This window comes from Variovorax sp. EBFNA2 (assembly GCF_033802765.1).
Taxonomy (GTDB): Bacteria; Pseudomonadota; Gammaproteobacteria; order Burkholderiales; family Burkholderiaceae_C; genus Variovorax; species Variovorax paradoxus_H.
The window spans coordinates 517,003-528,940 of the sequence record NZ_CP138497.1 but is presented as its reverse complement, the minus strand read 5'-3'; the positions used below and the strand labels follow the sequence as shown (position 1 = coordinate 528,940).

Here is an 11,938-nt window from a genome sequence, read left to right as displayed (position 1 = left end):
ACTCAATGGGCCATCCAGACGGGCAGGGTCGACGATTCCAGCACGGTCCGCGTGACACCGCCGAGCACCAGCTCCCGGGCCCGGCTGTGTCCGTAGCAGCCCATGACGATCAGATCGGCAGCGACGTCCCTGGCGAGCGACAGCAGGGCCTGGCCTGGATGCCGCGCCTGGAGGCTGGCATGCTCCTCCACGCGCCCGATGCCGTGCGTCAGCAGGAAGTTGCGCACCGCCGACATCCCGGGTTCCGGGTCACCCCCGGCTTCTTCGGCGGCGCAGACCAGGTGAACCTGCTTTGCCCTTCGCAGCACCGGAACGGCCGTGGCGAGCGCATTGGCGGCCTCGCGGGTGAAACGCCACGCGACCAGCACCGTATCGAGCGCTGCCGATGGCGCACCCGCGAAGGGAATGATCAGCGCCGGCTTGCCACTGCCGAGCAGTGCCGCTTCGGTGAATCACCGGGCACGTCGAAGCCGGAGGCATCAAGAGGGTCGCGCTGTCCCAGCACCATGAGGTCAGCGGTCAGGGCACGGCGCACGAAGGTCTCGGTGACCGGCTCACCGCGAAGCTCCTGCCAGTCGCTGCGAACCGGGCTGTGCTGCAGGCTGCGTTCGAACATCGCGAGGGCGCGAGCCCGATGATCGGGGTCGATCGGCCCTCGCATGGGCATCGCCGGCAGACCGCCGGGCAGAGCCAGTGCCGGCAGCACGGGTGGGGTGACCGCGAACATTGCGGTCATCGCGCATTGGTGAGTCTGTGCGAGCAGCTGGGCGAATTGCAACCGTGTCTCGGCGCGGGCAGTGCCGTCGAGATGGACCAGGATCGAATGGAGCGTGTTCATGGCTGCGATGCTGCGCCGAGCGGTTACGAGGCGCGTTGCGCCAGCGCAATGAACCGATAGCGGCGCCTTCAGATGCACCGCCTCTGCAGTTCCTGACCGGCAGATCGCAACGGGTTGGACGAACTCGCCCATGGGACGCCCCCCAGTTTGGAGCGCCGGCGCGGCAACTCGAGCACCCCGACTGCGCGATGCCTATTCGCCGGCTCTCGCGGCGGCTCGTTGGCGGTAAGGCCACGGCACTCACGGCCTTGCGTCAGAGGGGCACGGCGATGCGCCGCTCGAGTTCGGTGATTTCTACATGGGACAGGTCGCGGCTCAGCAAGGTCTGGATTCGCTCGGCCACGGAGCGGCTCAGCTGGGCCTTGAGCTCGCCGATGAAGGGACTGGACGAGAAGATCAGGAGCGAGCCGAACTTGCCTGCGGCCAGCGCTTCGTCCAGCTGCTGGGCGATTTCCCGGGCGAAACGCTGGTGTTCCTTGCGGTGCGGGTCGCGGCGCGGCGCGAACTGGTTGACGCCATGGCTGTTGTCGGCGGCCTGGCGACCGGCACGGTCGGCTGCGAGTGCGCCGGCGCGCAGGCGGCTTTGCGAGTGGGTGAGGGTTGCGACCGGCACCAGCGGCTCGATCTCGGATTTCCGGCTGAAGATGCGCGCCAGCGCGGCATTCGTGACAACGATCCATTGGGATTTCATGACAGCCTCGCAGGAAGTGACGGTCAAGCTTAGGTCCGCAAAGAACATCGAAGGTTGCGCTCGATCAAGTACACGCGTGAAAAGTAGTCTCGGCTCCAGCCGCGACCGACGCGACGAGGTTTGCAGATGGGCGAGCCCGTCGCCGGCACCCTGACGGCGTTCGAGCGCGACCTCCTTCGCCATCAGCATGGCCGATGGCGAGCGTCTGTCGGTCGGCGCCGCCGCGCTGGCATTTACCTCCTGCCGGCGAGCGGAATCTTGGCTTTGTCCGACTCATCGATGGCCCGTCGGGCTGCGCACATCGCCTGGTGCAGTGCGATCTCCCGCACACCGGTGTCGTCCCCCGTAATTCCGCAGCCTGCAATGGCAGGCAGTTCTTCGACCGAATAGGTCCAAGCGTAGCCATGATGGTGTTCGCGAGTCCTGGCCTGGACGACGATCGTCCTGCCTCTGTGTTTCTGGGAATGTTTCATGCCGCTCCTCGAAGAAGGCTTGAAGGAACTTGCGCCGCTGGCTTCCAGGTCATTGCGAATGCTAGGCAGGATCGGCGGTCGGGGCTTGATGGCGATCAAGGCCGCGGGCCTGCCGGCGCGGCATCATGCATGCATGCGGATGAAATACAGCCGTCCATCCGCCCATTCCGTTCGATTGCGAGAAGTCACCATGAAGAAAGTAATTTCGCTCTGCTTGCGCATCCTAGGCCGGCGCGGGCCAGTGCGCCGGCATGACGAAGAGATTGACCTGTTGCAGCGGCTCCGCGAAGCCGGTCTCTGAACGCCCGGTGCGTTCAAGAAGGCCACGGCCGGCAGTGCGCTGCCGGCCGTGGTGCTGATGGAATCGAGCGTCAGCTATTTGATGAGGATATCGTGACGACTTCGGTTACTCCCTGACCGAGCGGGCAATGGCAGCGGCCTCGCGCCGCTCCTCGACGGTCGAGGCAAACCCGCTCAGTTGGACCCGTCCCTTGAACGTCTCGACGTTGACTTCCCTGGCCCGAACCTTGGCGTCGGTCGCCAACTTCGCCTTCACGCGGGCCGTGATCGCGGTGTCTCGATGTACTCACCGGTGCTTTCGCGTGTCAATCTTCCCCCCGCACGCGGTGAGCGCAGCAAGGGCCATCGCGCCAGCGATCAACCGGACTCTGAAAGAGCTTGGTTTCATGATTACTCCATGGGTTGCTGAGAAAGAACAAGACTAGGAACAATCGCACGCGCCGTTCTTGCGCTGGCGCAAAGCGAAGCCCGAGGGGCGTTCACCTGATCGATGTGAAGGCTGCGGCACAGCGACAGGCTCGGTCTCCAGCGTGCAACACACCCAGGAGCATCCATGAAGCCGAGGAACGTCGTTCCGTGCCGTCTATTCCCGTGACGTCGGGACCGGCATCGCCGGCGGGATGGAGAACATGGCACGGGCGCCGTCTCTTCTTCCGCAGGGACGATCGGGTGTCCTGTATGGTCGGTGCGTCGGCGTGTCCCACCGTGCATGCTGGTGGCCAGGATGTCGCAGCGGCCATTGAATCGCTCTGAGCGGCGCAGCGCTGAGGGGACCGGCTGTGCCCCGCACAGGCTTCGGTCGACGCGATCCGCTCCAGACCGTCAGTGGGAGGGGCTCAGGCGCACTTCGGGCCAGGAAAGCGCCAGCCCCATCATGGCACGTGCATACAGGTAATTGTTGAACATGGGTTCGCTGAGCGAATCCATGTCGACATGACCGATCGCGTCGCACGGGAAGGCGAAGGGGCGGTGATTGGCGAAGAGGGGATGAAACCGCAGTTCGTACCCACCGGATGCATTGAGTGTGTCCATCTTGATCTCCTTGTGCGCTTGCGTCTCGCTGTCACTGTCAGCGGAAGACGAATCGCGCCATGTCAATTTAGAACCCCTCCTTGACTGCGTCACCAACGCTGTGCATCAGACGGAAACACTGTGTCAATCGCCGGTATCGAGCCTCGCTGCCTCAATCGAGCGTGATCCAGAAGACGAACATGTTCACCGCGAGCCAGGCTCCCGCCGCCAGCAGTACTGCGGCCAGCGCGAGGGCGAGCCATTGGAGCGCGGACATCAGACGCCTCGTCTTGCGTTCAGCGCCTGGCCCGAGCGCAGGTGCTGAAGCCAAAGAGGGAATAGAGCGGGCAGGTGCCGATCACCCCCGTCAGCAGCGGCACAACGCCGATGTAGCCCCAGCGGCCGATGATTTCCGTGGCGGCGAGCACGATGAGAAGCACGCCGCCGCCGACGCGCAGCGTGCGGTCAATGAGGCCGATGTTTTTCGAGAGGAAGGACATTTGTTTCTCCTTGGAGGGTGGAGAACATCTTGTCCGGCGCAGGCCTGGCCGGCGTTGAGACAGATCAAGGGCGGCCACTGCGAGGGGCACGAAGGTTCGCACGAAATTCAGCGACGGCGCGATGCTGGCGATCCCATCCCTGTCGGTCACCACGACATGATAGATCCCCCGTTCGACCATGAGCGCTGCCACCATGCTCACTGGCATTGCCGCGTCGACCACGATCGGCTTGTAGAGCACATCTGCCAGGCGCGGGTGCTCGCCGCATCGCGGCCCCGGGTGTGGAGGCGACAAGCCACCTGGCCGGGAGTACTCGCATGAACACCCCGCGGTCACGTCTAGAGCGCATCGACCACCCCTTGCGGGACCTGCTGCACGGCTGGAGTGGCCGATGCCATTGCGCCGACACGAATCCGCCGCGACTCGCACATCGAGGCCTTCGATTTCGACGAGCGCGGCCGGCGCAACGGCCGCCACATCGGGAAGTATTTCCCATCTAGGCGCTCGCGCGCGGGCTCTGATTGCGCTGGATCAAGTGGTGATCTTCGTCGGCGTGGAGGATAGCGCCTGGCCGCTGATGGTCGAACAGAAAGACAGAGGAGTCTCCATGCGCCTTGTGCCCGTTTCCGAGAATGGCTGCCTTGCGCAGTGCTCACGGGCATTGGCAGCTCTGGCCATTGCGGTCGTGGTCCTGCACGGCAGCCCGGCGCGCGCGCAGTCCCGCGGCGAGCTGCTCTACGACATGCACTGCGTTGCCTGCCACAGCGAGAAAATGCACTGGCGCAGCGGGAAGCTGGTCAACGACTGGGCCAGCCTCGAGCGGCAGGTACGGCACTGGCAGCAGGCCGCCTCACTCGGATGGAACGACGAGGACATCCTGGAGGTCGCCCGCGACCTCAATCAGCGCTTCTACGGCTTCGCACCGCGGAATACGACGGGTTCGCTGAAGGAACCGGGACCAGCACCGTCTGCGGAGGGACCTACGCAGGTGGCTCGGCCAGGTCGGCCATGAGGCCCTTCCTTCGAGGCTGTTCGATGCACCGGCGAGCACTTGTCAAGGTTGGGAACAATGAGACCCTCTGCGAGGGGCCACGCTCCGGCATCTGGACGTGGGCGAACTGGAGATGCGAATGAAGCTCGTAGCGATTCTTGCCGTTCCCTTCCTGGCCTTCCTGCTGGGTGGCTGCACCGGCATGCGAGCGCGTGAGGGAGGCACCACGCTCGTCGGCGCCTTTCCTGCCGCGGGTCTCGGCAGCGTGGCCGCCCGCGCCATGGACAAGACCGATCGCGGCCAGGCAGCACGCGCGCTCGAATCGGTGCCATCGGGCCAATCCGCGAACTGGCGCAACCGGGAGACCGGCGACAGCTTCGTGCTCACGCCCACGCGCACTTTCGAGCAGCTCGGCGCCACCTGCCGCGAGTTCACCGTGCGCGTTGAGGTCGGCGGCCGTGCCGACACCGCCTTCGGCAGTGCCTGCCGCAAGGATGACGGCAGCTGGCACATGTCTGGCTGACAACATGGGCGGCTCATGCTTGGCGCCGGACTTCCGCTCCATCGCGGTGCTTTCGAGAAACTTCGAAAAGTTGATTTCGATCGACTAATGCCGGCGTCGAGCCGCTCGGATGCCGAGCGCCTTGAGGATGTACTTCTCGAAGATCGCCTCAGACGTAGCGCCGGTTCGTCTTTGCCATGGAACATTTCACCAACTTGGCAGGTGGACCCACTTGCCCATTGGGTGCGGGGCGGAACGTGCGCGTCGGATGCCGGGTGGGCGAGAGCGGCTGCGGCGGCCCGAGCGGCCGGGTGCGGCGCGTGGCCTCCCCGCTGCGGCGCCGCTCCGTCGGAAGAGACGGACGTCGAAGGCACCCGCAGGTGCAGCCCCCTGGCAAAAAAAGCCCGCCGTCCTCGCGGATGGCGGGCCTGGTGAAGGTCCCCGCCCGGGCTCTGCAGCCTAGGCAGTCTGAGGTTGCCTTCATCCCCACGGTATCGGAGCGACACCGTGAACTTCCCCGAGGGGGAATCCTCACTGTCACGGCTGCATTTCCGGCATTCGCCTTCGATCCATCGGTGTGTTCAATGTAGTGCCAAACGTCGGTGGGCCGCTTGATCCAGCGCAAGTCCGGAGATCGACCCTTGCAGAGGATTGCGGCCGATGAAGTCTGGCGTCAGCGCGCCCCCTGCTTTCAAATCAGCCTGGGAGATAGGCTTGGCGCCAATAGCCGATGCCCGCAGCGATTGCAAAGCTCGCAAGCAGGCTCATAGCCAGACGGAGTCCATACGTCACGCCCCCGGCAACGACAGCCACTACGCAGCGCGTGACCGTGTTTGTCGCGATGGCGATCAGGACGCCCTGGACAAAATGCTCTGAGGTCAGCACACCCGACGAATGCAGCGAAGCGAGCGTGGCGACCGGTGCGTGGGCATCCAGCAGTGCGGCGAGAGCGACACCGACGCGCAAGCCGGTGTCGCCGAAGTGCTGCTGCGCTGTGCCGACCAGCAGGGCGGCGAGCGCCAGTGCCAGGGCAATCACCAGCGCAACACGCGGGCGAAGGGCGCTTCGGGCGGGAACCGGTGCCTCGGCCGGAATGGCAGTGCTGCGGAAGAGAATGGGCAGCAGCCCGAGGATTGCCGCAGCCAGGGCGCCCGCAGCGGCTGCCGGCAGCAGTGCGAATGCGGCCCTGGGTGACAATGCGGCGCTGATCATCAGCGCCTGCAGCCACGTGGCGACTGCGGAAAGGGAGGCGCCGCTCGCGAGCAGCGGCGTCTGTCCGGGCTGCTGGCGCGCACGGCTGCCGAACGACGCGACCGTGGCCGTGCTGGAGACGAAACCCGAGAGGAACCCGGAACCCAGAATCCCGGCGCGGACGCCGAGCCACCGTATCGCGGTCTGGCCCGCGACCTGGATCGCCATGATCAGCAGCACCAGTGCGGCGAGCGGTCGGGGGTTGATGCCGCCGAGCACCTCGATGGGAGCCGAAGGAACCAGCGGCAGCACGATAAGGGCGAGTGCGGCCAGCAGCACCCCGTCGTGCAGCTCCTGCTCGCTCAGAAGGTGCGTTGCGAAATGATGCAGGCGGCTCCGCGCCGCCAGTAGCAAGGCCAGTCCGGTCCCGCATGCGGCCGCGAGCGAGGGCGAAGAGATCGACAGCACGCCGATCAAGTAGGTTGCGAACAGTGCAATCTCGGTGGTGATGCCCGGATCGTTCGAGCGGCTCTTCCAGTGCGACACGGCTGCGAGCAACGCAACAAGCGCCGCGCCAACAGGGACGAGGCTCGGCGCATGAACAAGCTGCGCCATGGCGCCGGCCATTGCGACGATGGCGAAGGTGCGCAACCCTGCCGCCGCACGTTGATCGCCGGCCCCCTTGCGGCGCTCGCGCTCGACGCCGACCAGCAGGCCCACGCCCAGGGCCACGGCAAGACCGAAGATGGCGTCCAGCGGAAGCGCGGTATTGTCCATTCGTTCAGTGTCGCTCGACGCGCAGCGTCGTCAAGACCCCTGCGCCGCATCCGCCGTATCGCGTTGCCCCGGAGTTTGATGTTCGTCAACCTTCGGGTTCGTCGCTAATTGCATGCTCCTCCATTTGGAGATCACCATGCCGAGCACTTCCTTTCAGGCGCCGTTCCTCGTCGATGACTACCTTCGTTCCGTGGGGGACTGGCAGAAGGCCGTGACCGAAAGCATGTTGCACGCGCAGCGTGTCCAGTGGGGGATGCTCGCCGCTTGGCAGCGCGCCATCGGCGCCGTGCAGGAAGACCTTCGTGACCAGTGGGTCTGCCGCTTTGGCGGCGGAGTGCCCTTGGACGGCTAGGCCCGCAGTCGTCACGCACCAAATACCGGGAGACCGATTCATGAACTTCAAGACCATCCTCGTCCATCTCGACCATTCCGTTGGCAGTACCGCACGGGCGGCGCTCGCGGCCCGATGGGCCAGAGCGCACCAGGCTCATCTGGTGGGACTCATACCCACAGGGTTGTACGACGGCGTGATCCCGGCCGATGCCATCGCCACAGGGATGAACGATTTCATCGCGGAATCGGCGGACTACCTGCGCCGGCGAGCCGAGGCCATCGGTCGCGAGTTCAGGGAAAGCATCGCGGCAACAGGCGAGGTTTCGTACGAGGTGCGCCTGGCCGACGGGGCAACGGTCGATGCCGTGGTTCAACACGGCCGCGCGAGCGATCTCGTGGTGCTTGGGCAGGACGATGCTCTGGATGCGAGGGACCTCGCAGTGCATGGTCTCGTCGGGCCCGTGCTGATGGAAGTGGGTCAGCCCGCTTTGGTCATTCCGTCCGCTGGAGAGTTCGAAGGCGCTGCAAAGAATGCTGTGGTCGCCTGGAACGGCACGCGGGAATCGGCCGTGGCCCTTCATGCGGCATTGCCGGCTCTGCGGTGCGCATCGTCGGTGACGATCGTTTCCTTTCGGCATCCGAGGGAAGAAGACGGCAACCGCCAGCCATCCAGTGCCGACATGCGCCGCTTTCTTTCGCGGCACGGCGTTCAAGCGACGTTCGAGCGGAATGTCACGGACATCGATGTTGCCGACGCGTTGCTGTCGCGTGTCGCAGACCTCGGCGCCGACCTGCTCGTGATGGGCGGCTATGGGCATTCACGGCTGCGTGAGCTGATCCTCGGTGGCGTGACGCGCCGGATCCTCGCGCAGATGGCAGTGCCGGTGCTTTTGGCGCATTGACTGCTTCAGCGGCACCGTACGGAGGCGTCGGCCGCTTGTCGCGACCACGCCCGTTCGGGTGCCGGCCAGATCACATGGCGATGACTTGCGACGTCGGCCAACTGCGTGAGTCTTCTGGGAGCGCGTGCTGCCTGTCCAGGTGCGACCGGCAAGCGCTTCCATCGTCTGTGCTGGCGTGGCTAGGCCGACCGACGCGGTAGCACCTGCGCCACGGACTCAGTGTCCGAGGACGTAGGCACCCGGTGCATCGCCGACCGGCGGGTAGCCGCGCCTGGGCGAACCAATGCTTGGCGGCCGCCGTCTCGGCCCCGAATGCGTGGCGAGCCATTGCTCGAAGCAGGGCCACCAGGAGCCCGATACCTCTTGCGCACGGTCGAGAAACTCATCGGGGGCGACATAGGCAGTGTTCTTCGGGCGATTCAACACGCGATGGCTCCGGTGCGGATGGCCCGGTTCGCTCAGGATGCCGGCATTGTGGCCGCCTTCTGTCAGCACGAAGGTGGTCTCCGTGTCGCACAGCAGGTGGATCTTGTACACCGAGCGCCATGGCGCTACATGGTCGGTACGGGTGCCGAGCGCGAACACCGGCACATCGATATCACCGAGAGAAACAGGCCGACCTTCCACTTGGTAACGGCCCGCCGCCAGGGAGTTTTCGAGAAACAGGCCTCGTAGATAGTCGGCGTGCATGCGGCTGGGCATGCGCGTGCCGTCCGCGTTCCACGCCATCAGGTCGGCCATTGGCGCGCGTTCGCCCAGCAGGTAGCGGCGCACCATGGGAGTCCAGATCAGATCGCCGGGGCGCAGTACCTGAAAAGCGGCCGCCATCTGCTCCGCGCTCAAGTAACCCTGACACGACATGATGTCTTCCAGGAACGCCAGTTGGCTTTCGTCTATGAAAAGACTCAGTTCTCCGGGTTCGCTGAAGTCCGTTTGCGCGGCCAGCAGGGTGAGGGAGGCCAACCGTTCGTCGCTGTCCCGGGCCATGGCTGCGGCGGCGATGGCCATGAGGGTTCCGCCGAGACAGTAGCCCACGGCGTGAATCGGACGCCGAGGCACCAGGGCTTCGACTGCGTCAAGGCTCGCCATGACGCCCAGGCGCAAATATTCCGCCATGCCGAACTCTGCATCCGTTGCATCGGGATTTTTCCAGGACACCGCGAACACCGTGTGCCCCTTGGCCACGAGATAGCGGATCAGCGAGTTGTGCGGCGAGAGGTCGAGCACGTAGTACTTCATGATCCAGGCGCTGACGATGAGGACCGGCTCGGCATACACCGTCGGCGTGGTCGGGGCGTACTGGATGAGTTCGATCAGGTCATTGCGCAGGATGACCTTTCCCGGTGTGACCGCGACTTCATGCCCGGGCCTGAATGCGCCGGCTTCTGTCGGCGGAAGACGGAACGCCATGCGGCCGGCATCCCCGAGCCATTGGAGGGCCCCGTTGACCAGGCTGCTGCCGGAGGTGGCTGCGACCGTCTGCAGGACCTGCGGATTGGTCAGTGCTGAATTGGCGGGCGACAACAGTTCCAGCCATTGCCGCGCCATGAAGGCCACCAACTGCTCATGGTGACGCTCCACGCCAGGCACGCCGTTAATGAGAGCGAGCAAGCGGTGAGCGTTTGCCTCGTGCGCTTGTCGGTACAGGCTGAAGGGCCACGCGTCCCATTCTTCTCCCGCCAGCCGCGGGTCATGCGCCGGCTCGGGAGCCTGGACAGCGGATGCGCCTATGGCGGCCTTGGTTGCGCGCCCGGGCTGTGTCGCCAGATGGATGGCCCAGTCCGCCCAAGCGAGCACCTGCGCGGCCGGCGACATGCCTCCGAGCATGCGCCCCCAGAGTGCGTGCAAAGCCCGGTCCAGTTGGGCGGGCTCGTCATTCATGGCGGTTCCTTGGTGATTTGCCAGGCCGGACCGAGCCGCTGGCAGGACGTGCAAAAAAACGACAGCTCCGGCTTCACAGAATCTCCGACCCGAGTGCCCGGAGGACTTGTTTCCCGAGGGATAACCGGAGGATGCCGTCCCCGCATTCACCGCGTGAGGCCGACGGGTCGATCACCTGCGGGAATGCCAGCACAACAGGTGCGATATCGTGCAGAAGGATGTGGACCTCGTTGTCGGCGACTTCGACTTCGAAGGACTCGGCCGGCATGTCGTTGAGTTCGATCGTCACTTCCCAGCGGAGCGGCGCTTCGGCGATACGAAGCCTCACGCTGTGCACCGCGCCGGCCAGGTCGGTCATGGCCATTTCAGAAGGGGGTTCTTCATCACAGACCTGGATGGCGGTGCCGCCTATGGAAGATGGATCGGCGATGGCGAAGTTGTACATGACAGGCCTCATCGAGTGGCATTGGCAGGCAGATGCATCGTGGCGACATTTGTTCGATCGCCTCCCAGGTCTGTTGCGGCTAGCAAGGATCCGAAAAAAAGCAACGACTCGAACGGGGCGCGCCTGTGCCTCCGATCGGCTTGAATGTAGTGACTGCACGCAACTGAGGACTTGCGCTGAATCAAGCCGAAAGCAGGCCGATCGACCTAGATTTCGGCCTGGCTCTCGACGTTTGCAAAAGCTTTTGGCAAACGACTGCCAGGTACTACCACGCACGTCGCGCCGGATGCCGCATGACGCGTGGGTAGTGCTGGAACAGACATGCGCAGACTTCGCTACCTCATTCATCGGCGCCGGGCGCCCTCAACGAACCGGCTGCTTGGCTTGCTGCTTGCATTCAATGCGGGCGCCGTGAATGCGGGCGGGTTCCTCGTGCTTCACATGTACACGTCCCACATGACGGGATTCGCCTCCCAGGTGGCCGACAGCCTGGTATTGGGAAACATGAAGCTGCTGCTGAACGCGGTGGGCGCCATCCTCGCATTCCTCTCCGGTGCAGCCACTTGCGCCGTGCTCGTGAATTGGGGCCGTCAGCATCATCTGCACAGTGTCTACGCCTTGCCGCTCCTCCTGGAGGCCGCGCTCATGCTCCCCTTCGGCTTGATGGGGGCCCTGACCCTCACGTGGGGCACGCCGTTCGCTGTGCCCCTGACGGCGTTGCTGTTGGCCTTCATCATGGGCCTGCAGAACGCCGTGGCCTCCAAGACTTCCGGCGGAAGCATTCGCACGACCCACATGACGGGCAACATCACCGATCTCGGGATGGAACTCGGAAAGATGCTGTACTGGAACAGGCGAGGCGGCCCTGACGCCCCGCACGTGCGCCACAACCGGGAGCGCATCCGGATGGCCGGTGGCTTGCTGGCCATGTTCGTGTCCGGCGGAATCGTGGGCGCACTGGGCTTCAGCTACTTGGGCTTCGTCTGCGTGGTGCCGCTTGCGGCGATCTTGCTGGCGTTGTCGGTGCCGCCGTTCCTGCGGGACGTATCCCGGTCCAAGGCATTAATGCGCTTCCTGAAAGTCGGCTAGCGTCGGTTCGTCGC

At 64.9% G+C, this 11,938-nt stretch carries 16 protein-coding genes; 6 read left to right on the top strand and 10 right to left on the bottom strand.

Annotation, left to right across the window (positions count from 1 at the left end; genetic code table 11):
- Nucleotides 1-2: 2 nt before the first annotated feature.
- The 4 genes from RZE79_RS32885 to RZE79_RS32870 all read right to left on the bottom strand — a co-directional run bounded on the left by RZE79_RS32885 (nucleotide 3) and on the right by RZE79_RS32870 (nucleotide 2,002).
- The gene (locus tag RZE79_RS32885) at nucleotides 3-368 is read right to left on the bottom strand and encodes a universal stress protein (RefSeq protein ID WP_319361511.1); all 366 of its coding nucleotides are present in this window, start codon (nucleotides 366-368) and stop codon (nucleotides 3-5) included.
- A gap of 41 nt (nucleotides 369-409) precedes the next feature.
- Nucleotides 410-838: a hypothetical protein gene (locus tag RZE79_RS32880; protein ID WP_319361509.1), complete on the bottom strand. Its 429-nt coding sequence runs from the start codon at nucleotides 836-838 to the stop codon at nucleotides 410-412.
- Between the two features lie 253 nt (nucleotides 839-1,091).
- The gene (locus RZE79_RS32875; RefSeq protein ID WP_319361508.1) at nucleotides 1,092-1,718 is read right to left on the bottom strand and encodes a host attachment protein; all 627 of its coding nucleotides are present in this window, start codon (nucleotides 1,716-1,718) and stop codon (nucleotides 1,092-1,094) included.
- Nucleotides 1,719-1,762: 44 nt separating this feature from the next.
- On the bottom strand, nucleotides 1,763-2,002 hold the full coding sequence (locus tag RZE79_RS32870) for a hypothetical protein (protein WP_319361506.1): 240 nt from the start codon (nucleotides 2,000-2,002) through the stop codon (nucleotides 1,763-1,765).
- On the opposite strand from RZE79_RS32870, the gene RZE79_RS32865 reads away from it, so the two are divergent.
- Complete coding sequence (locus RZE79_RS32865; RefSeq protein ID WP_319361504.1) at nucleotides 2,001-2,303, top strand: hypothetical protein; 303 nt, start codon at nucleotides 2,001-2,003, stop codon at nucleotides 2,301-2,303. The genes RZE79_RS32870 and RZE79_RS32865 overlap by 2 nt on opposite strands.
- Nucleotides 2,304-2,408: 105 nt before the next feature.
- Here RZE79_RS32865 and RZE79_RS32860 read toward each other — a convergent pair whose 3' ends face one another.
- From RZE79_RS32860 to RZE79_RS32850, 3 genes are all read right to left on the bottom strand, one after another.
- Nucleotides 2,409-2,546, bottom strand: coding sequence for a BON domain-containing protein (locus RZE79_RS32860; protein ID WP_319361503.1), 138 nt, complete (start codon nucleotides 2,544-2,546; stop codon nucleotides 2,409-2,411).
- A gap of 578 nt (nucleotides 2,547-3,124) precedes the next feature.
- Nucleotides 3,125-3,334, bottom strand: a complete 210-nt coding sequence (locus tag RZE79_RS32855) for a hypothetical protein (protein ID WP_319361501.1) — start codon at nucleotides 3,332-3,334, stop codon at nucleotides 3,125-3,127.
- A gap of 275 nt (nucleotides 3,335-3,609) precedes the next feature.
- Entirely contained in the window at nucleotides 3,610-4,053 is a 444-nt protein-coding gene (locus tag RZE79_RS32850) for a YgaP-like transmembrane domain (protein ID WP_319361500.1), read from the bottom strand.
- Between the two features lie 298 nt (nucleotides 4,054-4,351).
- On the opposite strand from RZE79_RS32850, the gene RZE79_RS32845 reads away from it, so the two are divergent.
- A complete protein-coding gene (locus RZE79_RS32845) occupies nucleotides 4,352-4,825 on the top strand; it encodes a hypothetical protein (protein WP_319361498.1) in 474 nt (157 codons plus the stop codon).
- A gap of 118 nt (nucleotides 4,826-4,943) precedes the next feature.
- Nucleotides 4,944-5,327 carry an RT0821/Lpp0805 family surface protein gene (locus RZE79_RS32840; RefSeq protein ID WP_319361496.1) on the top strand — a complete coding sequence of 128 codons (384 nt, stop codon included), beginning with the start codon at nucleotides 4,944-4,946 and terminating at the stop codon, nucleotides 5,325-5,327.
- 675 nt (nucleotides 5,328-6,002) lie between these two features.
- On the opposite strand, the gene RZE79_RS32835 is transcribed toward RZE79_RS32840, so the two are convergent.
- Nucleotides 6,003-7,274 (bottom strand): DUF4010 domain-containing protein, encoded by a 1,272-nt coding sequence (locus RZE79_RS32835; protein WP_319361494.1) that lies wholly within the window; start codon nucleotides 7,272-7,274, stop codon nucleotides 6,003-6,005.
- A 136-nt stretch (nucleotides 7,275-7,410) separates the two neighbouring features.
- Between RZE79_RS32835 and RZE79_RS32830 the strand changes: the two genes are divergently transcribed.
- A complete protein-coding gene (locus tag RZE79_RS32830) occupies nucleotides 7,411-7,626 on the top strand; it encodes a hypothetical protein (RefSeq protein WP_319361492.1) in 216 nt (71 codons plus the stop codon).
- A 40-nt stretch (nucleotides 7,627-7,666) separates the two neighbouring features.
- Complete coding sequence (locus tag RZE79_RS32825; RefSeq protein WP_319361491.1) at nucleotides 7,667-8,509, top strand: universal stress protein; 843 nt, start codon at nucleotides 7,667-7,669, stop codon at nucleotides 8,507-8,509.
- A 216-nt stretch (nucleotides 8,510-8,725) separates the two neighbouring features.
- On the opposite strand, the gene RZE79_RS32820 is transcribed toward RZE79_RS32825, so the two are convergent.
- Nucleotides 8,726-10,390 (bottom strand): alpha/beta fold hydrolase, encoded by a 1,665-nt coding sequence (locus RZE79_RS32820; protein WP_319361489.1) that lies wholly within the window; start codon nucleotides 10,388-10,390, stop codon nucleotides 8,726-8,728.
- A 73-nt stretch (nucleotides 10,391-10,463) separates the two neighbouring features.
- Nucleotides 10,464-10,835 (bottom strand): Hsp20/alpha crystallin family protein, encoded by a 372-nt coding sequence (locus RZE79_RS32815; protein WP_319361487.1) that lies wholly within the window; start codon nucleotides 10,833-10,835, stop codon nucleotides 10,464-10,466.
- A 321-nt stretch (nucleotides 10,836-11,156) separates the two neighbouring features.
- Between RZE79_RS32815 and RZE79_RS32810 the strand changes: the two genes are divergently transcribed.
- Nucleotides 11,157-11,924, top strand: coding sequence for a YoaK family protein (locus RZE79_RS32810; protein ID WP_319361485.1), 768 nt, complete (start codon nucleotides 11,157-11,159; stop codon nucleotides 11,922-11,924).
- Nucleotides 11,925-11,938 lie beyond the last annotated feature (14 nt).

Bases quoted from the DNA above. Each gene is read 5' to 3' on its own strand.
- RZE79_RS32880 (WP_319361509.1), bottom strand. From the start codon at position 838: ATGAACACGCTCCATTCGATCCTGGTCCATCTCGACGGCACTGCCCGC.
- RZE79_RS32875 (WP_319361508.1), bottom strand. From the start codon at position 1,718: ATGCTGATGGCGAAGGAGGTCGCGCTCGAACGCCGTCAGGGTGCCGGC.
- RZE79_RS32865 (WP_319361504.1), top strand. From the start codon at position 2,001: ATGCCGCTCCTCGAAGAAGGCTTGAAGGAACTTGCGCCGCTGGCTTCC.
- RZE79_RS32870 (WP_319361506.1), bottom strand. From the start codon at position 2,002: ATGAAACATTCCCAGAAACACAGAGGCAGGACGATCGTCGTCCAGGCC.
- RZE79_RS32855 (WP_319361501.1), bottom strand. From the start codon at position 3,334: ATGGACACACTCAATGCATCCGGTGGGTACGAACTGCGGTTTCATCCC.
- RZE79_RS32840 (WP_319361496.1), top strand. From the start codon at position 4,944: ATGAAGCTCGTAGCGATTCTTGCCGTTCCCTTCCTGGCCTTCCTGCTG.
- RZE79_RS32835 (WP_319361494.1), bottom strand. From the start codon at position 7,274: ATGGACAATACCGCGCTTCCGCTGGACGCCATCTTCGGTCTTGCCGTG.
- RZE79_RS32830 (WP_319361492.1), top strand. From the start codon at position 7,411: ATGCCGAGCACTTCCTTTCAGGCGCCGTTCCTCGTCGATGACTACCTT.
- RZE79_RS32825 (WP_319361491.1), top strand. From the start codon at position 7,667: ATGAACTTCAAGACCATCCTCGTCCATCTCGACCATTCCGTTGGCAGT.
- RZE79_RS32820 (WP_319361489.1), bottom strand. From the start codon at position 10,390: ATGAATGACGAGCCCGCCCAACTGGACCGGGCTTTGCACGCACTCTGG.
- RZE79_RS32815 (WP_319361487.1), bottom strand. From the start codon at position 10,835: ATGTACAACTTCGCCATCGCCGATCCATCTTCCATAGGCGGCACCGCC.
- RZE79_RS32810 (WP_319361485.1), top strand. From the start codon at position 11,157: ATGCGCAGACTTCGCTACCTCATTCATCGGCGCCGGGCGCCCTCAACG.